The 23,332-nt window shown below is 39.7% G+C and carries 16 protein-coding genes; 5 read left to right on the top strand and 11 right to left on the bottom strand.

What is annotated here, in order from left to right; translation table 11 throughout:
• The first annotated feature begins 321 nt into the window (after window positions 1–321).
• From CD03_RS0113260 to CD03_RS33460, 4 genes are all read left to right on the top strand, one after another.
• Window positions 322–774 carry a DUF2975 domain-containing protein gene (locus CD03_RS0113260; protein WP_027294060.1) on the top strand — a complete coding sequence of 151 codons (453 nt, stop codon included), beginning with the start codon at window positions 322–324 and terminating at the stop codon, window positions 772–774.
• Window positions 775–789: 15 nt separating this feature from the next.
• The gene (locus CD03_RS0113255) at window positions 790–999 is read left to right on the top strand and encodes a helix-turn-helix domain-containing protein (RefSeq protein WP_027294059.1); all 210 of its coding nucleotides are present in this window, start codon (window positions 790–792) and stop codon (window positions 997–999) included.
• A gap of 34 nt (window positions 1,000–1,033) precedes the next feature.
• Window positions 1,034–2,368 carry a DUF4153 domain-containing protein gene (locus CD03_RS0113250; protein WP_027294058.1) on the top strand — a complete coding sequence of 445 codons (1,335 nt, stop codon included), beginning with the start codon at window positions 1,034–1,036 and terminating at the stop codon, window positions 2,366–2,368.
• Between the two features lie 101 nt (window positions 2,369–2,469).
• A complete protein-coding gene (locus CD03_RS33460; RefSeq protein ID WP_044289364.1) occupies window positions 2,470–2,847 on the top strand; it encodes a winged helix-turn-helix transcriptional regulator in 378 nt (125 codons plus the stop codon).
• 662 nt (window positions 2,848–3,509) lie between these two features.
• Here the strand turns inward: CD03_RS33460 and CD03_RS33455 are convergent.
• Window positions 3,510–4,064, bottom strand: coding sequence for a GNAT family N-acetyltransferase (locus CD03_RS33455; RefSeq protein WP_242849092.1), 555 nt, complete (start codon window positions 4,062–4,064; stop codon window positions 3,510–3,512).
• 175 nt (window positions 4,065–4,239) lie between these two features.
• Window positions 4,240–4,602 carry a LysM peptidoglycan-binding domain-containing protein gene (locus CD03_RS33450; RefSeq protein WP_052377792.1) on the bottom strand — a complete coding sequence of 121 codons (363 nt, stop codon included), beginning with the start codon at window positions 4,600–4,602 and terminating at the stop codon, window positions 4,240–4,242.
• A gap of 239 nt (window positions 4,603–4,841) precedes the next feature.
• Between CD03_RS33450 and lexA the strand changes: the two genes are divergently transcribed.
• A complete protein-coding gene (gene lexA, locus CD03_RS0113230) occupies window positions 4,842–5,465 on the top strand; it encodes a transcriptional repressor LexA (protein WP_027294057.1) in 624 nt (207 codons plus the stop codon).
• Window positions 5,466–5,616: 151 nt separating this feature from the next.
• On the opposite strand, the gene CD03_RS33445 is transcribed toward lexA, so the two are convergent.
• From CD03_RS33445 to CD03_RS36075, 9 genes are all read right to left on the bottom strand, one after another.
• Complete coding sequence (locus tag CD03_RS33445; protein WP_052377791.1) at window positions 5,617–6,669, bottom strand: galactose ABC transporter substrate-binding protein; 1,053 nt, start codon at window positions 6,667–6,669, stop codon at window positions 5,617–5,619.
• Window positions 6,670–6,684: 15 nt separating this feature from the next.
• Window positions 6,685–7,653, bottom strand: a complete 969-nt coding sequence (locus CD03_RS0113220) for a substrate-binding domain-containing protein (RefSeq protein ID WP_052377790.1) — start codon at window positions 7,651–7,653, stop codon at window positions 6,685–6,687.
• Window positions 7,650–9,464 (bottom strand): sensor histidine kinase, encoded by a 1,815-nt coding sequence (locus tag CD03_RS0113215; RefSeq protein WP_027294055.1) that lies wholly within the window; start codon window positions 9,462–9,464, stop codon window positions 7,650–7,652. The genes CD03_RS0113220 and CD03_RS0113215 overlap by 4 nt, the downstream gene beginning before the upstream one ends.
• Window positions 9,465–9,475: 11 nt before the next feature.
• Window positions 9,476–11,089 carry a response regulator transcription factor gene (locus tag CD03_RS0113210; protein WP_027294054.1) on the bottom strand — a complete coding sequence of 538 codons (1,614 nt, stop codon included), beginning with the start codon at window positions 11,087–11,089 and terminating at the stop codon, window positions 9,476–9,478.
• Window positions 11,090–11,250: 161 nt separating this feature from the next.
• Window positions 11,251–11,430 carry a hypothetical protein gene (locus CD03_RS0113205; protein ID WP_027294053.1) on the bottom strand — a complete coding sequence of 60 codons (180 nt, stop codon included), beginning with the start codon at window positions 11,428–11,430 and terminating at the stop codon, window positions 11,251–11,253.
• A 56-nt stretch (window positions 11,431–11,486) separates the two neighbouring features.
• On the bottom strand, window positions 11,487–12,518 hold the full coding sequence (gene mglC / locus CD03_RS0113200) for a galactose/methyl galactoside ABC transporter permease MglC (protein WP_027294052.1): 1,032 nt from the start codon (window positions 12,516–12,518) through the stop codon (window positions 11,487–11,489).
• Between the two features lie 17 nt (window positions 12,519–12,535).
• Window positions 12,536–14,032: a galactose/methyl galactoside ABC transporter ATP-binding protein MglA gene (gene mglA, locus CD03_RS0113195; RefSeq protein WP_027294051.1), complete on the bottom strand. Its 1,497-nt coding sequence runs from the start codon at window positions 14,030–14,032 to the stop codon at window positions 12,536–12,538.
• 78 nt (window positions 14,033–14,110) lie between these two features.
• The gene (locus tag CD03_RS0113190) at window positions 14,111–15,238 is read right to left on the bottom strand and encodes a galactose ABC transporter substrate-binding protein (protein WP_027294050.1); all 1,128 of its coding nucleotides are present in this window, start codon (window positions 15,236–15,238) and stop codon (window positions 14,111–14,113) included.
• 234 nt (window positions 15,239–15,472) lie between these two features.
• On the bottom strand, window positions 15,473–22,930 hold the full coding sequence (locus CD03_RS36075; RefSeq protein ID WP_052377789.1) for an endo-alpha-N-acetylgalactosaminidase family protein: 7,458 nt from the start codon (window positions 22,928–22,930) through the stop codon (window positions 15,473–15,475).
• Between the last annotated feature and the right edge of the window lie 402 nt (window positions 22,931–23,332).

Genomic DNA, 23,332 nt, shown 5'->3' with positions numbered 1-23,332 from the left:
ATCAAACTGCATTTCAGTTACAAAAACGGCTTTTGGTTTACAAATCATGTATTTCAATTACAAAAGTGGCATTTCGTTTACAAATATTTAATTGTCAGTTACAAAGATAGTCTTTCACTTTACAAAGTGGCATCTCGTCTTACAGGTGAGTAATCAAACTGCAATCAAGTGCGTATTTTTATGTATAGCAATATAAATATATCGAAAAACGATAAATTATACTTGAATATCAATATTTACCATGCTATAATACAAACAGCTTAAGAAGCAATGACTTATAAAATCATTTTATCTAATTATATTGTAAAAGGAGGCAATCAAATGAACTGGAACAAAGACAAGAGTCTGGCGCTGTCCAGAATCTGTGTACTGTTATTTTCTCTCTGCCTGATTGCAGGCTGCATTGGCGCTCCATGGCTGTTTGGGATATTTATAAAGACAGTGGGGCCGTACTTAGACAATAAACTGACTTTATTTTTAATCACGGTATACACATCTGCGGTATTTGTAGCAGTTGCACTGTACAATTTACATTGTCTGTTAAACAATATCCGTAAAGACATTGTATTCGAAAAATGCAATGTAAAATGCCTGCGTCACCTTTCCTGGTGCTGTCTGGCAGCAGGTATGATTTATCTCTTAAGTGGATTTTACTTTGCACCATTTTGGGTACTGGCTGTTATGGCTTTATTCATGAGCCTGATTCTAAGGGTGATTAAAAATGTATTTGCCCAGGCTGCCGAACTTAAAGAAGAAAATGACTATACCATATAGAAGGGATGTGCCGGTATGGCTATTATAGTAAATCTTGACGTGATGATGGCACGTCGTAAAATCAGTTCCGGAGATCTTGCTGAAAAAGTTGGGATCACACCGGCTAACCTGTCAATCTTAAAAAATGGAAAAGCAAAAGCAATCCGTTTTTCGACATTGGAAGCCATTTGTAAAGCATTACAATGTCAGCCTGGTGATATTCTGGAGTTCCTGGAAGAAGAATAACCGTACGTAATCGAACAGAGGAGGTTTATTTTATATGGAAAATCAAGAAATGGTAAGCCAAAGCGGCCTGCCTTGTGAAAGTGCGCCTATTTTAGATCAAATATCAACGGTAAACGAATCAAAACCCCTTATTTCCGATGGTAAAGACAAAGGATTTGCATTAACCTATCTGATACTCGGCTATGGCCTTGTATATGTTTTTTCGTCATTTCTTAATTTTAACCGCAATATAGCACTGTTCACGATAGCATATGTTATCGGAGTTCTGGCATACGTCTTTGCCCGCAAACAAAGACCTGCGAAGGAAAGTTTCTTTTGGCTGGCTATTCTGCTGGGTGTGGGAATTCCCTATGGTTTTTGGAGCGTTATGAGAGTCATTCAGATACTGGCACTAATCGTGATTGCCGCGTATTGGACACTTTCCGTAACCGGAATACTACTTAAGGACAATAAATCCAGTGAATGGGTAATGCTGGACTTATGGAATGCATTCATTATTATCCCCTTCTATAACTTCACTTGCCAGTTTCGCGTACTAAAATCAGCACTCCGAAAATCCAGGTCAGGAAATAAGGTGATTTCGGCAGCTTTAGGGCTTTGTATTGCCATTCCGGTTCTGGCTGTCGTGCTTCCGTTACTCTCAAGTGCAGATAGTGGTTTCCGACAATTATTAGTTGAAACAAGAGATTATTTTTACCGACATTTATTTGCAAATATTCTTCGTTTTGTGTTATCATTACCTATATCAGCTTATATGTTTGGACTTATATATGGATGCCTTTATCACCGCAATACGGATCATTTTCATATGGATTCCATCAGTAAAATAATGATAAAGACTCACTGTATCGCAGATACTGCCATTGATACAGCGGTCCTATTAGTTTGTATATCCTATGGGTTATTTATCGGATTACAAAGCAGTTATTTATTTTCAGCATTTGCCGGGATACGCCCCGAATATTTTACCTATGCCCAATATGCCCGTCAGGGATTCTTCGAGTTATGCATTATTGCAGTCATCAATGTACTGATTATCCTCGGAGCAAACGCTTTCAGCAAAACACAAAAGTGCGATAACAGGATTTTACGATGGATAAATGTTATCCTTTCCGTTCTGACCCTGCTTTTGATTGCAACAGCAATGAGTAAAATGTTCTTATATATTTCTGTGTACGGCCTTACGGTAAAGCGGATACTGACAAGTGTCTTTATGATTTGGCTGACCGCAGTATTTCTAATGACTATAATATGGCAGTGGAAGAGGATTCCAATCATCCGGCTAGCAATTATTTTTGGAGCAATTCTATTTTGTTTTCTATGTATCCTGCCTGTCCAACAATATATTGCAAACTTTAATATGTTATAAGAAACTAAATAATAAGTTGTATATACCCCCTTTTAAGAATCGCAGATTTAATTCGTTTTGTGTAATAAAATTATTAAAATTGTAATAAGGAGAGAGAAACCATGGATAGAGAAGACTGTCCGGTTCAAAAACTGGGCTATGAATACTTTGAAAAGGTAGTCAATATGATCGGCGGTAAATGGAAGATGCGTGTACTTTATATACTTGGCTTAAACAAAATTTTATCCTATGATGAATTAAAAAATGCACTGGGAAATGTTCCGCACAACAAATTGACCAAACAGTTAAAAGAACTGGAAGAAGATGCACTTATCATCCGAACAGAAAATTCAAAAATTCTTACTAAAGTAGAATATTCATTAAGCAAAAAGGGATACGATCTGCTTCCAATGTTATTAGAAATGTGTAACTGGGTATTAAAATATGAAGTGGAAAAGTTTGCATCAGCGGAAAACCAGACACATAGCACTGTTAATTAAAGAACCATATAAGTAATTAGACAGAATTACTCTTTAATTGATGGAATTTTAATACTGTAGATAAATAATAAATAATTAAAATCGCAAGCTTTTTCGAACACACGTTCTGCAAGGTGTAAATTGACAGAAGAGTACATACAAGAAATTTATCTATGAAAGATCCTGGCGAGTAATCGGATATTTATTAATTAAAACAAGTAGTCCATAAAGTTTAAAATCACAATATAGACGCAGGATATTTTACACACTGCAAGACGGTGTAATGTGATGTTGCGGGCTGGTCAATTATTTTACCGAAGTATACCTTTTACAAAGATATACCATAATAAGGTTGGCAAATATATTGATTATTATGGTATATCAAAAAAGATTTAGCAGCGTAAACCTATAATGATATCATTTTAAAGTATAATGATAAGACAAGCATAAACAGATAAAATGAAATAACATTAATAGATTATAAAATGAGTATGAACAATATACATAAGGACTAAAATATTAACTTAAACTAATAACCACGGTGATCAGGCAAAATAATATAAATAGCCGGTTATACATTGTTTCCTTGTTAGTTAGTCGGAAAAAACTGTATTTGTCCGCTTAACTATTCTAACTCCCATCTGCTTCTAAAATCTCCGGTTAATTCCTATATTACCGAATATCTATAAATAATGTCTATTTTCGTTTTCTAAATTATACAGCCATGTTCTTTTTTCCAAAACCATAATCTGTTCACCCTTCGTATCCAGCTCTCCGTTAAGCATAAAACCTAAATTTTCATATAAAGTGAATGCCCGCTGGTTATCCGGATAAAGACTCAGATAAATTTCGCTGCATGAGTATTTCCGGAACAAATACGCAATAAGGCTAGACAAAGCTTTTTTTCCGTGACCTTGCCCCTGAAATTTGTGATCGATTAATAATCGGTCCATCCATACACGTTTTTCCGATAAAATCTCTCCATACATGGTAAACCCGATTAGCTGGTCTCTATAGTAAATTCCCCGTGGCTGCCAATCATTCAATTCTTCCGCCTCTTTTAGGCATTCCAACGGGGTTTCTATGAAATGCTTCTGTTCTTCTGGCAGATGCAAATTCAGTATGTCCTGTAAATTTGATTTCGTTACTTTTTCAAAATGGTATTCGATATTTTCACCCATTCGAACATATATTCTCTTTTTGCTGTCATTAAAAGATTTCTCCATATTATTTTTCATTTTTCTTTACTCCTATGAATATTTACCTATTTTCCTACCAGTATACCACAATATGGTACATTAATTTTTAAAAAAACCGCCGAGAAAAAATACTCGACGGCCAACTGGGGCTCTTTTACGTTGTTACTATAATGCTTTTATGTTCTAAAATCTCTATTAGGAAGAACTGATTCCTCTATTGTTTTAATTCTGTTGAGTAATAAGGTACGACTATCCTTTGTCCATAATGCACATCTTCTGTTAACATAGAATTAATATTCAATACTTCGTTTATATAGCTATTTACAGAATCATAATCATCGGTAATATATTCATTTGCTATACCCCATAATGTATCATTATGTCCTATACGGACTTCTGTATAGTATTTGTATGTCTGTGGTTTTGTCTTGCTGCTTGCGCTGACAATAAAGCTATTGCAGGCAATTAAGATCATTGCTGCTATTACTAACGAAGCCAGACTTAAAATCACTCTGCGGTCAAATAATAACTTCACTATTTCATTTTTCATAGAATGCATATTCTCTCTCTTTCCCATAATAACTAAATCCCCCTTCTACACTTGATTGTATTCATTTTTGATTATTTTATACAAAAAACTTGTCCGAACATTTGTTACGAACGAGTGTTCGATTTACTGACATTATATTACAAGAACAGACGTTTGTCAACACTGTTTCGACAAAATTACGAACAAGTATTCTAAACATTTGTTTGCATTTTGCACAAAAATATGATAGTATAAGGAAAATAGATGTATTAGGAGGTATGTGTAATATGGCATATGGCAAAATTTCTAAAAAACAAGCTGAAATATTAGAATATATAAAAAATGAAATTTTAAACCGTGGTTTTCCACCAGCAGTTCGGGAGATCTGTGAGGCAGTACATTTAAAGTCGACCTCTTCTGTTCATTCCCACTTGGAAACATTAGAGAAAAACGGTTATATCCGACGTGACCCTACGAAGCCAAGGGCGATTGAAATACTCGATGACAATTTTAATATGGTCAGACGTGAGGTTGTGAATGTTCCAATTGTTGGAAGAATCGCTGCCGGCCAGCCTATCCTTGCAGTGGAGAATGTAGAAAGCTACTTTCCTATCCCATCCGAGTTTATGCCGAATGCACAGACCTTTATGCTTACCGTTAAAGGTGAAAGTATGATTAATGCCGGCATCTTCGATGGTGATCAGATTCTCGTACAAAAGCAGAACACCGCACAAAATGGTGATATCGTGGTTGCCTTAATAGATGACTCTGCTACAGTAAAAACATATTATAAAGAAGATGGGTACTATCGCCTGCAGCCGGAAAATGATACAATGGAGCCAATAATCGTTGAAAATGACGGACTTTGTATACAGGGAAAAGTAATTGGAGTTTTCCGTTTCATTCATTAAATCATGCATTTTCGTTTCTATTTATAAGGAACAACTTAACTTTTACATATTTAAAGGAGCTATTTCACTGAATGATAAACTGAACCTTTACAGGTCAGTAATAATTATATCATCGGTGTATAGCTCCCTCTTTTTACCAAACATTATTACGTTATTCCACTGACTCTCCTTCTGTATCCTGCTGCACTGACCATTGTGCAAACACTTTATGTCCAATACGTACACAGTTATCCGGCTGTAGTTCTTTAACCATCCCTACCCCCTGACCGGAACCGGAATTAAAAGCCAGTTTCAGGATACTGTCAGCCTGTTTTCTTGCGTCATTGATAACCGTTCCCAGCATCTCTTTATTTTCTACCGCTTTGATTGCAGACTCTGTTCCATCTACCCCCACAACCTGGATTTTCCCTTCATATCCTGCCTTTTTAATTGCAGATATTGCGCCTAGAGCCATTTCATCATTATTACTGAAGACTACTTCTATCCTATCTTTGTATTCTTCCAGCCAACCTCCCATTTTTTCTTCCCCCTGGGATTTTTGCCAGTTTGCAGTGGCATTGGCAAGCTTCTCCAGCACGATATTATTGTCTAACAATGGCTTCAGACAGTATTCAGTACGGATCAGGCTATCCTGATGTCCCTGTTCTCCCTCCAGAATAACATATTGAATCCTGCCGTCATGGTTGCGGTCTACGCTTCCCGGGTCTTTTAGATATTGTTCTAAAACGATTTCACCCTGCATGGTTCCGGCTTCCTCCGGTCTGGAACCTACATAATAAACTTTATCCCATCGCTTCATATCCGCGCTAACCGGCTCCCGGTTAAAGAATATAACCGGTATATCCGCATTCTTAACCTTGTCAATTATCGTAGCTGCTGCAGTCCGGTCAGCAAGATTCATGCAGATCACATCATATCCCTGAGAGATGAATTTATCAGCCTGTTCATTTTGCAAAGTCTGGCTGTTCTGACCGTCTACGATATTCAGAGTAATGTTGTAACCCTCTTCCTTTTCCATCTTCTTTACCGATTCTTTCAATCGGCTGATAATCGATTCAATAAACACATCATCCTGATAATAGACCGATACACCTATTTTCAATTCCGGCAATTGCTCCTTTTTCTGTTCTGTTGCCAGCGTACTGCATCCAGCCAGACAAAGAATGACCATAGCTGCTTCCATTAATAATTTTTTCACCTTCATAATCTCTCTCCTGATTTACCTTACAAAAGGGAATAGTAACCTCTGATTCTCTTCTGAATACATGTGTTCGTGATCCACAATTTTAAATGCAATTTCTGTTCTTTCTTTTTCTTCCCTGCCGTTGATTGCATTGATGGCATCCCTCACTCCCAGATACCCCATGCTGTAATCATCCTGGACAACAATGCTGACAATGTTATCATTTTCTAGATAACGAATAACTTTGCTGCTGCTTCCCACACCATACAGCTCTGTAAGCTGCGGCGGATACTGATCTTCATATTCCTTTAAAGCCTTTGCGGCATTTTCCAGTATTTCCGTATCGAACGCCACAATCACATCCACATTGTTTGTTCGCAGATAGTTTAAGATGGTTTCACTGCTGTAGTCCGCATGCTCCCATTCCAGTATCTCATTATAACTGATCTTCATGGTATCCCGAAATGCTGCCTCCCGGTCTAAAACGCTGCTGCAGGAAATGTCTCCGTTAATCAGAAGCACTTTTTTACGGAAATTTCCATGTCGCATCACTTCTTCTGCCAATGCAGTTCCCATCTTCTTATTGTCACAGGCAATAACTTCATAAGGCAGCTTGGAATCCACATTCGATTCCACAAGAACCACCGGGATATTTCTTTTCATTTTAGCCAGAGATTCTGCCATATGCTCATGATCTACAGGAGCGATAACAATGGCATCTGCATCGGAATTCACTTCCCGTTCCAGTAATTCGATTTGTTCTTCCAGTTTATTCGCTTCCTCATTCCCCAGACTGATCATGCGGATATTTGCATTCAGATCTGTTCCTGCCTGCTCTGCCCCCTGTTTAAAATTCTCCCAGCTCTCACTCAGCTTTCCTCTTGTAATAACGGAGATATTTTTCACCGGAATCTCTTTTACATTTGTCTCCCGGGATAAGATATAGAGGCTGAAAAATAAAATTGCTCCTAATATGAAGACAGGAAAATAATATTTCTTTTTCAAAATGCTCCTCCCTCCTGACCGATCTCTTCTATCGGAATCCTTGGCAAATGAATCGTCACCCTTGTCCCTTCATCCGCTTCACTTTCTACGTGTACGCCGTAATCCCTGCCAAAATACAGACAGATTCTTTCATGCACGTTATTCATTCCGATACCGGAGCCTCTGCTCCTTACCCGCTGTTCCCTTGATAGCAGGCTTGCCAGTACATCCGGAGCCATTCCGATACCATTATCACATACCTCTATGAAGAGATCCTCATCCCTGATATAAGACTTAATGACAATCTTACCCCCATCATCTTCTAACATGTATTCCATTCCGTGATAGATGGCATTTTCCACCATAGGCTGAATAATCAGCTTCATAGTAGCCAGCTGCAAAGTCTCTTCCTCCGCCTGAATCTCATAAGTAAACTTATTTTTATAACGGATGCTCTGTATGGTGAGATAGTTGCGGGCATGTTCTAACTCGTCTTTAACCGTGATAATAGACTTCCCTTTACTGATACTTATCCGAAACAGTCTCGCAAGGGAGGTAACCATGGTAATTGCTCCTTCATAACGTTCATTTTCAATCATCCAGATGACAGAATCCAGCGTGTTGTACAAAAAGTGGGGATTAATCTGGGTTTGCAGCGCATCCAGTTCACTTTTACGTTTCTGTTCCTGCTCCACTACAATGTCATCCATTAATTTCTTCATCTGTTCTACCATAGAACGCACCGTCTTGCCCAGATGCATAATCTCGTAGGGACCACTGGCTGTAATTTCTACATTCAAATCTCCTTTTTCCAGCTTCTTAACAGATTTTTCCAGGCGCTTAATGGGGTTTGCAATTCTGGCGGATACCAAAAGGCTGACAAATATTAATACGAATAATCCAAAACAAAAGATAAACAGAACAAAGATCCGGATCTGGGAATATTTTGCCACAACTTCTGTAAGGGGCGTAACTGCCACCAGTTTCCACCCGGTATAACCTACGGTTTTTATGGTTACCAGACGCTTTTCGCCCTGAAAGATCTCCGTATGGTTTCCATCATCTAACCCTGCTGCTTCCACATTGGATTCTTTCTCTAATTTCGAATATAATAACTGCTGCTTTGGATGATAAATAATCTCTCCATCTGCATCCATGAGATAGACATATCCGGAATCACTGATATTTGCACTTTGGCACACCCGCTCAATTCCGCTGAAATTCATATCTACCAGCAAGACGCCATTTTCCCTTTTGCCATTCTTCGTGATTTCAACATCATTACTCATCGATACTACCCAGCGGTATCGGTTATCCGGATCATTAAACAGATTTTGTACATGGGGTTTTGAAAAATGCAGATTTTCAATCTGAGCTTCCGCATTTCTGAACCATTCCTCATCCCTAGGATCAATATTTTCTTTGAGATTAGATAAGGGAGCTGCAGCTTCAACCTTTCCGAACAGATTAAAAATAGCGATACTCACCAGCTGTTCCCGGTTGGTGTTGTAAAGCAGGTCCAGCTGCTCTACGATAGTGTCTTTGGCAAGATCCGCATTTTTAATTACCTGATAATAAACAGAATTGGAGACATTCATAATATTTCTCAAATAAGTATCCAGAAATTGATTCGTCTGGTCAATGACATGCTTGTTTTCCTGTTCCACCATATGCTCTGCCGTATTGGTAAAATTCAGATAGAGGGGCACAGCAATCAATACCATTCCAACTACGGAAAGCAGTGTAAAATAAATGGAGAGCATGTTCTGAATGCTTTTTTTCTGGTACCATTTTTTTGCTTTAGATATGTACTTTTTAATTATTGGAATCATAGCAACCTCTATTAGGTATTACGGTATCTGGATGGGGACACACCAAACTTTTTCTTAAACACATAACTGAAATAGTTTGGTTCCAGATATCCTACCTTTTCTGCAATCTGATAGCTCTTGTCGTTGGTTGTATTCAAAAGTTCCACTGCTTTTTCCAGCCTGGTTTCTGTCAAATACCCGATAAAACTGCTTCCGGTTTCCTTTTTGAAAATCGTAGAAAAATAAGTAGGACTGACATGAAGGAGTTCGCTGAGCCTTTCTACAGTCAGCTCACTGTCTGCATAATTGTCCCGTACATATTGTACTGCCGTATCCACCATATAACTGGACGTATGAACACGCTCACTTTTTATCATACTGCTGATCCGCAGGCTGATTTCCTGTACCCATCTTTGCAGGTTGTCCATGGAACCCAGTTTTTCCAATTGATTGTCGTTATTAAAATTTTCACCTAATGCCTCTTCCAGATCTAAGCCATAAGTCTGGCAGAGACGCAGCAGGGAAATCTTAATTTCCATAAAATAAATCCGGTACTGCTCTATTTCCAAAACCGTATCACCGAACTTGGCAAATACCTCTTCAATTTTTTCTATAATGTCTTCTCTTTTTCCCATTTTTATAGCAGTGACTATCGCATGTTCATCCTGACCTTTAAACTGCAGCAGCACAGAAGTATCCGGCTCCACATCACCGATATAAATAGCTCTTCCGGACCCCAGAACCAGTCTGTAATCCAAAGCAGACTGCGCTTCTTTTCTGGCGTAGCGTAAGGTCTGTGGCTCATGGCACATAAGGCTGATACCACCGGATATCACAAGCCCGTAAATTTTCTGGGACTCCCTGCATACCTCATCAATTCCGGAAATCAGATCATAGATTTCTTCTCTGCATCTGGCATTGACGATAATTGCAATAATATCTCCATAGAAAAAACTTGTAAAATCACAGTATTTTCTAATTTCCTCATCTACGAGATGTTTGATCGTGATAGGAATAAGAGCATCATCATGATTTTTAAAGATATTTTCTACCGACTCTTCCAAAACCCCCTTTTCAATCTGAATCAGGCAGACGATAAATCCTGTGGCATCTACATTAATTCCCGCCATGGCTGCACTGCGGTTAAATTGCTCCTGGGTAACCCTCCCTTCCAGAAGGCTGACTAAAAACTGCTCCCGGATAACCGGAAGACTGTCCATATAATGCTGCCTGAGATTCTCCAGATTTCTCATACTTTCATACCGTTCATCCAGAGAAAGCCTGAGCTTTGTCAATATTTTTCCCATATCCTCTGCATTCACAGGTTTAAGTACATACTCTACTACATTAATAGAAATTGCTTTGTGGGCATATTCCAGATCGTCAGAACCGGAAAATACAATCAGCTTCGTAGACGGATTTTTCTTGCGCAAAGCTTTTCCCAGTTCAAGTCCATCCATAAAGGGCATCATAATGTCTGTCATCATCACATCCGGCTGAAGCTTTTCAGCCAGATCCAGAGCCTCCTTGCCGTTTTCCGCACTTCCAATCACCTGGAAACCATACTTTGCCCAATCAATTTTACGGATAATCCCCTCCCTGATTTCTGCTTCATCGTCCGCTATAATCACCTTATATAAGTCCATATACACTCCTAAAAAATATATTTTTTTATTTGAAAATTAACGCGAAATTATTTTGTTATTATAACATAAAAAGATGCGTAAAGGAATTTTTTCTTTCCATTACGCATCTTTTTCGCGTGCATATTAATAATTGAAAATGCTAATATAAATTCCTTTGTATGTTAAAATATAATCCCACAGATTAGTGCCGCTATAATTGCCAGAACCAGGCTGAATATAATCCTGTCCATAGTTTTTAGCGAAACATTTATTCTGCCATAGAGACAGTCCCGCACGGTTTTCTTTTGCTCTATATCATCCTGCTGCTCTGCTGATGATAAATCATTTATTTGTTCTTCCATATCTTTATGTTTACTCCTCCATAAGTTCTGATCCTTTTCCTCAATGTATCATTATGTTATTTCTTAGCAAGATATTTACGTACATCCAATGATACGGCAACGATAATAATTAAACCACGAATGATATACTGCCAGTATGGACTTACGCTGATAAAAATTAGTCCATAGTTGATAACCTGTAATAGAGTTGCTCCAATCAATACACCTGGAATGGTTCCCACACCCCCTGTAAAGGAAACCCCACCAATTACACATGCTGAAATTGCGTCCAGCTCATAATTTAATCCGGTGTTGCTGGTTGTCGATCCTGATCTAGCAGCCTCTAAGAAACCTGCAATACCATACAGCACACCAGAAATCATGAAGATAATCATAATATTTTTTACAACATTAACTCCAGACACTTCAGCTGCCTCCGGATTACCGCCAATTGCAAACATGTTTTTTCCAAGCTTTGTCTTATTCCAGATGATATACATAATTACTGCAATTACTGCCAGATAACATACCAGATATGGAATCTTAAATTCACTGGTAATTTGAAAACCGCCCGTTACAAAATGAATATATCGCTGATCAAGATTAGCAACCGGCTGTGCCCCAAGCGGCGGGCGATCAATATAAAGACAAGATACACCATATGCTATTAACTGAGTGCCCAAAGTAATTATAAATGCATGTACCTTCAACTTAGCAACACCAAACCCATTGATTAATCCAAATATAACTCCTACCGCAATTGCACCCAGCAGAGGAACAAACAGCGGTAATGCCGGAAGGTTTGGATACATTCTTGCTGCATATGTAGTTGACTGCAGCAAAGATGCTGAAATGATCGCTGTAAGACCTAAGATACGGCCGGCAGAAAGGTCCGTTCCCTGTAGTACGATCAACCCTGCAACCCCTAACGCCAGAATAGCTCTTGTAGAAGCCTGGCTGAGTATATTCGTAAAATTACCAAGTGATAAAAAGCTTGGTTCTTTTATGATAAAGAAAACGATCATTAGTATCAATACAATATATAACGCGTATTTTATGAGAAATTCTCCAACGTTAAATTTCTTTCCTTCTGTTTTTAATTTTTCCATATCTGCACCTTCCGTTCTTAAACATATTTCGCTGCCTGAGCCATAATCCGCTCCTGATCCAGCTCTTCAGTATTTGTAATTCCCGACACATGTCCATTTGACATAACTAGTATACGGTCACAGATGCCTAGCAGCTCGGGCATCTCAGAAGAAACCATGATTACTCCTTTTCCTTTTGCAGCCAGGTCAATAATCAACTGATAAATTTCATACTTCGCACCAACATCAATTCCTCTTGTTGGTTCATCTAAAAGTAAGATCTCCGGCTCTGTTAATAACCATCTTCCTATAATTACCTTTTGTTGATTTCCACCGGATAAACTTCGTATTGCTGTCTTTTGGGATGGGGTTTTAACATTCATACTGTCAATTACCCATTTAGTATCTTCTATCATTTTTCTGTTATCTAACAGTCCCATTTTACTATAACGGTCTATATTAGCGATTATGCTATTAAAAAGAATATTCAGACCGCCAAAAATACCTGTCGCACGACGCTCTTCTGTAAGAAGGGCAAATCCATTTTTAATTGCTGTTCTGGAATCTTTATTATCGACAGGTTTTCCGTGGAGCAGGATCTCACCCTCGCTCTTATGGGCAATGCCGAAAATGGTTTCGATTAACTCTGTTCTCCTGGATCCTACCAGACCTGCAATTCCAAGAATTTCTCCCTTATGAAGTTCAAAAGATGCATCAATAACGGAGGGTTGGTATTTCCCGGTTAAATGTTTTACCTCCAGAATGACTTCTCCCATTTTATTGGTCTTAGGCGGAAAACGGTTAGTCAGATCACGTCCAACCATCAGCTTAATGATCTTATCCGTGGTCAGTTCTGCCGCAGATTTGGTATCTACCCACTGTCCGTCACGCATGATGGTAACTTCGTCTGATATTTCCAAGATCTCTTCCATTTTATGAGATATGTATACAATTGCACATCCCTGGTCTCTTAAACGGTTAATAATGCGAAACAGATGATCTACTTCTTCCTGAGTAAGAGAAGAGGTCGGCTCATCTAATACCAGAATCTTCGCATTGTAAGATACCGCTTTGGCGATTTCTACCATCTGTCTTTGGGATACAGACAGCTTCGCCATTTTTGATTTGGGATCTACATCGATTTCTAATTTATCAAATACTTTTTTTGTTTCCTCATACATAGAACGCTGACTGATAATCCCACCTTTGCTTGGATATCTTCCCAGCCAGATATTATCCATAACATCTCTTTGCAATACCTGATTCAATTCCTGATGTACCATTGCAACTCCATTTTCCATTGCCTGTTTGGGATTGGAAAATTTAGTCTTCTTTCCCTCTACGATTATCTCTCCGCCATCTTCATCATAGACACCAAATAAACATTTCATTAAGGTAGACTTTCCGGCGCCGTTTTCACCCATCAGTGCATGGACGGTGCCAGGCCTTAATTTTAACTGTGCATGATCAAGGGCTTTTACACCTGGAAACTGCTTTTCAATATCTATCATTTCCAAAACATATTTTTCTGCCATATTCCATTCACCACTTTTCCTTTACTTAGCAACTGCACAATGAAGATTACCTACACTGTGCAGTTACCTATTCCATATTTATTTGCCTGTAAATTCCTGATAAGGGATACGGATTGCATATCCGGTATCATCAAACTGATATTCTGTTCCATCAATAGCACTTTTGCCTTCAGCCAGGTTCATGCCTGTTGTAAATAACGCTTCTGCCATTGCAGGTGCATCCTGAAGAACTGTTCCAGACATAAAGCCCTGTTTGATTAAATCCTGTGCTGCTTCTGTTGCATCTACGCCATATACCGGTATAAATTTTTCTGCATCGCCATTGTTATATCCCTGTGCCTGTAACGCTGCAATAGCCCCCTGTGCCATTCCATCGTTATTAGCAATAACTACTTCAATCTTATCACCTAATTTAGAAAGCCATGCTTCTGTTGCATTCTGTGCCAGAGACTGATCCCAGTTACAAACCTGAATTTCCAGCTGCTCTGTTTTAATCCCTGCTTCTTCTACTGTCTTAACAGAATATTCTGTTCTTGCAACTGCTTCCGGGTTATCCGGCTCACCTTTTAACATTACATACTGCAGAACGCCATCGCCGTTTTTATCATATTTTGCTGTATCTGAACTCCAAAGGTCTGCAATCATCTTGCCCTGGATAATCCCCGCATCTTTTGCATTGGTACCTACAAAACATGCTTTGTCATAAGATTTAATTGCTGCCTGGTCAACTGGCTCTCTGTTAAAGAATACAACCGGCTTGTCCGCTGCTTTGATTTTATCCACTACAGTCTGAGCCGCTCCGGTATCATTTAGATTAACCATTAGAAGATCCACATCTTTTTGAAGAATGGTATCAATACTGTCATTCTGTGTAGGCTGGTCACCCTTACCGTCATAGAAGGTAAAGTTAACCTTGTCCGGATTTTCTTTTTGAATCTTTTCCAGATTCTGTCTAACGGTAGAGATATAAGTATCATCAAATTTATAAAGAAATACTCCTACTTCCTTTACCCCGGCTGTATCTCCGCTTCCTTCATCTGTCTTTGCAGTGTCTCCCTGAGCTTCTTTTGTTTCAGCAGTTGTACCTGCTTCTGTGGTTTTCGTTGTTGAATTTGATTCTGTGGTTGAAGAACCACAACCTGCCAATAAAGCTACTGATGTACATGCCGCTAAACCTAGTGCTAAAAATCTTTTTGTCTTTCTCATGGAATGTCCTCCCTTTTCTTTGTACATTTTGTACATGTTTTATATTCATCTTTCGTTGTTATTATATATTTTTTGGCCATAATACTCCATACAAATTTATTAGGAAAAATATAGAATTTCTTAAGCAAAAACAGTGAAAAAATAGATCCTCTTCTATAAAAACTTATAGATGAGGACCTATTTTATCATCTTACTTTTTTATTTCGGGCATATCCAGATCATCGTTTCGAATGATTATTTTGCTTGCAATTTGATCTCGTTGCTGTACTTACCATAGACATTCTTACCATTTGATTTCCTGTAAGCACGTACTCTGTAAGTATAAGTTTTTCCTTTTTTCACTTTCTTATCTTTAAAAATGGTGGTATCGCGGTCTACAATTCCAATACGGCTCCAGGTTTTGCCTGTTTTCCTGTAAATTCGGTATCCGGTTACAACAGAAGATACTTTTTTCCATGTTACTTTTACGCTTCCTTTTGATGCCTTGGCTCTTATAGCCGGGCTCTGGGGAACTGCTTTAATGGAAACTTTTTTATACTTGCTGTAAACTGTTTTACCATCTGCTTTCTTATATGCCTTTACTGCAAATTTGTATTTCTTACCAAGCTCAGCTTTTTTGTATACATAGGATGTAGTGCTGTTTTTCTTGATTGTTTTAACTGTTTTCCATCCCTTGCTGGTCTCGTTCATTACTACGTATCCGTCAGCATCAGCAACTTTATTCCAGCTTAATTTAATGTATCTGGAAGCCTGATTTGCCGCTTTTACAGTTACGGTAGATGCCTGCACCTTCGCTGCTGCTTCTTTGTCTGGGTCTGCTTTTAATCCCTGAATTGCTTTTGTCAGCGCTGCAGTCTGGGCATCGATTGCTGCCTGGGTTGCTTTTGGATCTGCTGCCACTTTTTCTGCCTCTGCAATTGCTGCAGATAATGCATTAAAGGATGCATCGGTATAGTTGCCTTTTTTAATTGCCTTTGCTTCAGCAATCTTAGCGTTTAATGCAGTCTTAGATGGCTGTGGTGTTACGACCTGCAGATTCTTTATCGCTGCATCCAGTGCTTTTACCTGGGCATCGATTACTGCCTGGGTTGCTTTTGGATCTGCCGCTACTTTTTCTGCTTCTGCGATCACATCGGTTAATGCCTTAAAGGATGCATCGGTATAGTCACCTTTTTCTATCGCTTTTGCTTCTGCGATTTTCTTGGTTAACTCTGTCTTAGATGGCTGTGGTGCTTCTACTTCCAGATTCTTTATTGCGTTATCCAGTGCTTTTACCTGGGCATCGATTGCTGCCTGGGTTGCTTTTGGATCTGCCGCTACTTTTTCTGCTTCTGCGATCGCATCGGTTAATGCCTTAAAGGATGCATCCGTATAATCGCCTTTTTCTATCGCTTTTGCTTCTGCGATTTTCTTGGTTAACTCTGTCTTAGATGGCTGTGGTGCTTCTACTTCCAGATTCTTTATTGCGTTATCCAGTGCTTTTACCTGGGCATCGATTGCTGCCTGGGTTGCTTTTGGATCTGCCGCAACCTTTTCTGCTGCTGCAATTGCATCGGTTAATGCTTTAAAGGATGCATCCGTATAGTCGCCTTTTTCTATCGCTTTTGCTTCTGCGATTTTCTTGGTTAACTCTGTCTTAGATGGCTGTGGTGCTTCTACTTCCAGATTCTTTATTGCGTTATCCAGTGCTTTTACCTGGGCATCGATTGCTGCCTGGGTTGCTTTTGGATCTGCCGCTACCTTTTCTGCTGCTGCAATTGCATCGGTTAATGCTTTAAAGGATGCATCAGTATAATCGCCTTTTTCTATCGCTTTTGCTTCTGCGATTTTCTTGGTTAATGCTTCTTTTGATATCTCAGATTTTACCATCTGCACTTTTCCAACAACAGAAGAACTCTCTGCCTTAACTTCTACTTCAGCTGCTCCTGCCTCGTAACCAGCTTTTGTAAATGCCAGCTTATAAGTTCCGTAAGGAATTTTGCTAAAGTTATAGATACCGTTCAGATTGGTAATCGTAGAAGCAATTTCATTGCCGTCTGCATCTGTTAATGCAACATTTACCTGATAAATCGGTGCATCATTCTCATCAACAATAGAACCTTCTATTGCATTGGAGTTTTCTACCTCATCATAGCTTGTTACTTCCAGATTGTCAAAGATCATGCTTCCACCGTTTCGTTTGTTAAATCCTACAGATCCGGCTTCATTAAATAATCCATTTACGACTGCTTCTTTCATGACTTCCGTGCCGTCTACCCAGAGTGAAAGTTTATTACCAACTAACTCTGTCTTTATGTGGCTTGTTTTTCCGATTTCCATCATAGGACCGCTAAACATTCCGGAATAATTATTGGAAGTGCCATTCCAGTATTCCCAGAACCATTTGCCTTCGGAATCACCATATCCTACATAAAGTCTCTGGTTATGGTTATTTGCTCTTAATACAAAGCCGAAACGAAGCGGGCTTGCCTGAGGCGTTACATCTGCTTCAAAGATTCCGTCTTTAAATTTCGGTGCTGCTGTGTCAATAATACTTGGGCGGTCGGAGCCAAATGAGGCTTTCAGCGCGCCGCTGCCATTGTACTGCACGGATTCGATTTCAACCTGGGATGGATTGCCTGCCAGATTTTGAATACTGTCTACTCCATTTTCGAAGTAATTGAAGTATTCCGGAATCTCTTTCACCTGAAGTGTGAAATCAAAGGTGGTCATCGTATCTGCCACCGGTGTTACCTGCTGTGCGTAAAGGGATCCATAACCATCTTTTACAACCTTTGCAGAATAATTACGGATAAAGATATTCTCTAACTTGTAGCTGCCCTTGTCATCCGTGCGGATTTCAATTGGAGCCAGGTTATTGGAGGAAAGTGTAATCTGTGTGTCTGCAATTGGTTTTCCATCTGCATCTTTGACTGTTCCGCTGACGGAACCAATAATTGCAACCAGCTTTTCAGTTGCAGCTGTTAGTTTATCAGTTGCTGTTTCAACCTGTTCTTTTGTCGCATTCTGGTTGTTTAAAACTTCTTCTGCTTCTGCTAAAGCTTCCGCAAATACACCCCAGGTTTCAGTTGTGTAATCCTGCTGGAATTTTGTGTTTGCTGTGTTAATCGCTTTTTGCAGATCTCCTTTTTGGATATCGCTCACTTCAATTACCAGGTCATCCAGAATAAAATCTTTGTAACCGCTGAAGTTTTTCGCTCCATCACCTGCACTGGCATATTCTTTCAGATCCGGTGCTGTACTGGTTGAATAAATACCAAACCAGGACTGTCCGGATTCTCCTCCGATTAAGGAGAAGCTATATTCCTTTGTCTGACCGATTGCTTCCGGCATGGTGTATAACTGAGTATTGCCTGCAAATTCTCCTTCGCCTACCGTTACTTTATAGGTGTCCCTGCTTCCCATCTGATATTTGAACTTGACGTTATAGGTAACACCCGGCTCAAAATGGAAGTTCTGCGGAATCGTCTGGTAAATCATGGAATTATTGGAGGTAAGTCCATTGATTTTAACAGACCAGTCGCCATTTAATACATCGTCTAATTTCTTCTGTCCCTGTTCATTCGCGTTATATCCAGCCTGGGTATACGGTGCATGACGCTCAGAGAGATGGATACGGTTGTCGGTAACTGCACCTGCACCTGATCCGGGACCTGCGATTACGAATGGGAAAATACCCTGTGCATTATTTTCAAAATCCTGCTGGAACCTGGTAACCATACCGTCCTTGTCTGTTTCTTTAACAAGATCCATACCGGTTTCCACAACACGAAGATCATCAAAATACGTATCTCCGTCACCTTGATCCCGTTTCAGAGTCAAAGTAACTTCACCGCCTGCCGGTGCTTCAAAGAATACATACATATTCTGAACATAGCTGGTACCGCCTGTTGTTGCTCCGCTTCCCGTATGATGCTGATTTGAAGAAACGATATTCTGTACAATAGAGCGTCCCGTATAATTAGAAGCAATTTCCTTGCCATCTGCATTTACGGTCATATATGCTTTCGCATTGCTTCTGTTATCAACTCCTACATACAGTGCATATTTCTTTCCTGCTTCCAGATTTGTTAAAGCCTTACTGGTTACGGATACGTCGCCGCTTAATTTTAACATCGGGTTTTCGCTGGAGTTACGGAAGATTTCAGCCAGACCGGTTCCTGCTTTTGTCCAGTAAGAATCCAGACTACCGCTGTTGAATCCAACATCATAAATATATGGTGTGGACTGCCAGTCTACCGGAAGCTGTCCTTGTTCGCCCTGGTATACAACGTAAGGTGTCTCTGCTTTCACATTTGCTAAGGTTACCTGACCATTAGCTACCGGAACTACGGTTTTATTCTGCTTTCCTTCATCGGTCAGTTCATATACAACAACATTTGCAAGGCCTTCCCATCCGCCTGGAAGTTCCCAGGTAGTATCGCCGCCTTTGGTATTCCAGTGATACAGTTTTTCCTCTGATGCAATCTCGCCGTTTGTATCCCAATACCATGGAAGCAGATAAGTCTCATCTCCCGGATTGGAACCGTCACCGCCGGTAGGTGCACCTTTGGAAACTACTTTTCCATTTAATGTGATTGTTCTGGAACGGTAAGCCTTAAGATCTCCTGCGTAATCATTGGAATCTCTGGATACAACAACGGTATTCTCTTTTGCGTCATCCTGCAGTGTGATTTCCATTTCCGGTGTCCACTGGAAGGTTCCGCCGCCGTTCTTCATAGTTACCGGCTCTCCGTCTACCCACTTCATTACCTTATAATGCTGCAGGAATTTAGTCAGTACGTTATGGGTAAATGTGGTATTGATATAGTTGCTGTAATCGGTTCTTCCACTCCAGCCCTCGAAATCGGTCATGTTTAATCCACCCAGCAGAGGTGACTGTGCAGCTCCGTTATAGCTTGGGTAATCAGCAACCCAGGAATCCTTCTGGTGGTTACGTAAGAATCTCATTACTTCACTGTTCTGTCCCTTTGCTGCATATCCGCCATACCCCAGATCTGCTGCCCAGTGCTGCAAAGTAGAATCATATTCCTGTGTGGGACCCCATTCTGTGGTAAATCGCCAGCCATGGTCATTCATCTGTTTTGCAATCTTTCTGGATTCCCATGCATCCTCATTTCCACTGGTATTATTTCCCCACACATCCAGGTAGATAAAGTCCAGATTATTTCCAACCTTTGCCTTTAGTTCATCTAACCTGCTTTCACGCCTGTTGCTTGCAAGGTCATACATACCATTGATACCGATTCCCTGGTCTAACCAGTTCCAGCCAAAATTGTGTCTGGATAAATCATCATCAAAAGCTTTTGCTTCCGGATACATTTCACTTGCATTGATGTGGATACCAAAACGTGCGCCTAATGCTCCACCTTCAGTCATCAATTCGTTCATATCCTTGGCACCGCCGATTCGCTCACCGATATTGCCATAATCAGGATGTCCGGAATCATGTCCTTCGGAACCATAGCCTTTTAAAATAATACTCTGTCCGAGTCCATCGGTATTCAGGTAAACGCGTTTCACACCATCTAATGTTGTAAGGAATGGATTTGCAGCCTCACTACCAAAATTCATTGCAATACGCTGTGATACCAGATCCGGCACTTCCTCAGATTTAAACGGATTGTTCATGATTGCACGATATGCAATTGCACCATCCTGCCAGTCAATCTGATCATCCGCATTCTCATCACCGGTAATGACTACTTTTGCGCTTGGCATAACATCAGCATCATGTTCTACCACATATGCTTTTTTCACTCCATTCACAGAAGGTTCTACCTTGCGGTCATAATACCATAATGTGCTGGAAAGCCCCAGTGATTTACCGGCAGCCAGATTCGTTGTTTCCGCCCATACTCTGGTATTGCTGGATCCGCCGGAACCAACATAAGCCGCTTTATGTGTACCGTTATACTCTGAATTACTCCACAATCCGGCACTTAATTCATCATTGGATACAAAACCATACATGAAATCTTCCTTAGAAAATGTCATGCCGTCTTTCACATCCACATAGCTGTCACCGGAGATAGACGTATTGCTGGATACCTTAGCTGCCTTTAAGTTTGCGCCCTTTTGGGTGCTTCTTACAGAAATCAGGCTGTGATGGGGTATTTCAATCGTCTGAACCGGATATACATCATTATCCAGGTTATTCAAAACCTTCGTAATGTCAAATGACAGTTCATTATCTTTTACTGCGATTATGGCAGTCAGAACAGCATCAATATTCTGTCCTTTTAAAGTCATCGTATAGGTAGCTTTATCCTTATCAAACTTCACATCCAGATTATCTTCCGTTACCTTAATTTCGGTCCCATTGATTTTAATTACATCGATAGCTTCGGTCTGACCGTAGAATACTTTTCCCTTTAAATCACCTTTCATGGTGTATTTTACAACACTTGGGAATTTCTCTGCCACATCAACATCCATTTGATCGGATGAAATGGTTCGATATGCCACTTCTGGTGCTTTTTCCAGTACAATAATTTCAACTGCAACAGCACCGTCTGCAACTGTAATATCTTTTTCTGCAACCAGGTAGCCCTCTTTTGTTACGGTTACTTTATACTTTCCTGAAGCTACATCAGCAAAATTATAATTACCATCTTTATCGGTTTGAACAGTCTTGCCGTTTAATTTTACCGTTGCACCTTCTACCGCCTGTGTTTTCCCATCCACATTTTCCATTACTTTACCGGATACGGCAAATGTTTCTGCTTCGGCCTGACCAGTATAATGAATATCTTTCAAATAGACATCTGTGAGTTCAGTTCCAAATGTCCCTGCCTTAATACCAATTTGATTTCCCTGATCTACAATTTTGCTAAAATCAACATCACTGAATAAAGCAGTTCCATCTACATAGAAATTAGCCTTTTTATCTGCAGTCCATTCCACTTTAACCTTCACGGTAGAACCTGCAGCAGGTACGGTGCCAACATTGGGACTCCATGGGTCAGTTGCTTCCCCGTATTTCTGCCAATACCAGCCGGATGCATTGTAACCAAAGAACATACCGTGGTTCTGGTCTTTGTATCCTATGTAAATACCGGTACGATTCAGGCTCCCTGCCTGTTCTGTCTTGAAATTTGCTTCAAAGTATCCCGCTTCATTAAAATTATATTCTTTCCCATTTGTAAAAATAGCAGGAGGATTAGTTGCACTTGGGTTATTTCCATTAGCTGATCCGGATTTTAAATGAAGGTATCCATCTGCCACTTCACAGATTTCTCCACCTTTTTGCGTGGAAGTATCCTGTGCCCAGCTATCATGAATACCATCCTCCAGAGCGCCTTTGTTGTTTTCCTCAGTAGTTTCCTGCTTTGCATCAAGAGGCGTTTCTGTTTCTGCCAGTGCTTCAGATTCGGATTCAGTAACGATTTCTGTCTCTGTTTCAGACTGTGATTCTTGTACTTTTGAATCATTTTCTGAAGAATCAGACTCATCATTTGCTTCTGTTAAATTCGTTTCTCCCGACTCATTTTCTCCCTCTGACGGCTCAGTTTCAACACCATTATCAGCCGCATTTTTGGCACCACCCGGTACCACTTCCGCTTCCATATTTACGTCTTGTGATTCTGTTCCATTGCCTTCCGCGTATGCCGTAGCAGGTAATGCAGAGCTCAAAACCATAGACATGGATAGCATAAAACTTAGTGACTTAGTTAAGTTTTTTCTCTTCATAAACTCTTTCTCCTTTGATGGATTTATAACATAAAAAGCATCAGATCAATCGCAGCCAGCTTTCACAATTGACCGAAACTTATGCTATACATATTGCCAATTTTTTAATGATATTGCGCGTTTTATATAGCTGTTTTTATCATTGAAACTATTATAACATTTCTATAGTATATATTTATTTGTATATTCGTTTCCTTTTTTTGCACTAATTGCACATTTTTACCAACTCTAATTTTGTGCTAAATCCCTTCATTATCTGTCTTTTTCCCGTACCTGTCTCCAAGAATTCTTTCTATTCATTTTGTATTTTAAATTTGCATTATCTGCAGCTAAATTATACGAAATATGAGCAAAAAAACCGGCAGCAAAAATCAGTTTAACTACTGAAATTTGCTGTCGGTT

The sequence above is a fragment of the Robinsoniella sp. KNHs210 genome (assembly GCF_000686105.1).
Classification (GTDB): domain Bacteria; phylum Bacillota; class Clostridia; order Lachnospirales; family Lachnospiraceae; genus Robinsoniella; species Robinsoniella peoriensis.
This window is presented reverse-complemented; position numbering and strand designations above follow the sequence as displayed.

Excerpts from the sequence above, each read along its gene's own strand:
- CD03_RS33450 (WP_052377792.1), bottom strand. The coding sequence starts at position 4,602 with ATGGGAAAGAGAGAGAATATGCATTCTATGAAAAATGAAATAGTGAAG.
- CD03_RS0113260 (WP_027294060.1), top strand. The coding sequence starts at position 322 with ATGAACTGGAACAAAGACAAGAGTCTGGCGCTGTCCAGAATCTGTGTA.
- CD03_RS0113250 (WP_027294058.1), top strand. The coding sequence starts at position 1,034 with ATGGAAAATCAAGAAATGGTAAGCCAAAGCGGCCTGCCTTGTGAAAGT.
- lexA (WP_027294057.1), top strand. The coding sequence starts at position 4,842 with ATGGCATATGGCAAAATTTCTAAAAAACAAGCTGAAATATTAGAATAT.
- CD03_RS0113210 (WP_027294054.1), bottom strand. The coding sequence starts at position 11,089 with ATGGACTTATATAAGGTGATTATAGCGGACGATGAAGCAGAAATCAGG.
- CD03_RS0113215 (WP_027294055.1), bottom strand. The coding sequence starts at position 9,464 with ATGATTCCAATAATTAAAAAGTACATATCTAAAGCAAAAAAATGGTAC.
- CD03_RS33455 (WP_242849092.1), bottom strand. The coding sequence starts at position 4,064 with ATGAAAAATAATATGGAGAAATCTTTTAATGACAGCAAAAAGAGAATA.
- CD03_RS36075 (WP_052377789.1), bottom strand. The coding sequence starts at position 22,930 with ATGAAGAGAAAAAACTTAACTAAGTCACTAAGTTTTATGCTATCCATG.
- CD03_RS0113190 (WP_027294050.1), bottom strand. The coding sequence starts at position 15,238 with ATGAGAAAGACAAAAAGATTTTTAGCACTAGGTTTAGCGGCATGTACA.
- CD03_RS33445 (WP_052377791.1), bottom strand. The coding sequence starts at position 6,669 with ATGAAGGTGAAAAAATTATTAATGGAAGCAGCTATGGTCATTCTTTGT.
- CD03_RS0113205 (WP_027294053.1), bottom strand. The coding sequence starts at position 11,430 with ATGGAAGAACAAATAAATGATTTATCATCAGCAGAGCAGCAGGATGAT.
- mglC (WP_027294052.1), bottom strand. The coding sequence starts at position 12,518 with ATGGAAAAATTAAAAACAGAAGGAAAGAAATTTAACGTTGGAGAATTT.
- mglA (WP_027294051.1), bottom strand. The coding sequence starts at position 14,032 with ATGGCAGAAAAATATGTTTTGGAAATGATAGATATTGAAAAGCAGTTT.
- CD03_RS0113255 (WP_027294059.1), top strand. The coding sequence starts at position 790 with ATGGCTATTATAGTAAATCTTGACGTGATGATGGCACGTCGTAAAATC.
- CD03_RS33460 (WP_044289364.1), top strand. The coding sequence starts at position 2,470 with ATGGATAGAGAAGACTGTCCGGTTCAAAAACTGGGCTATGAATACTTT.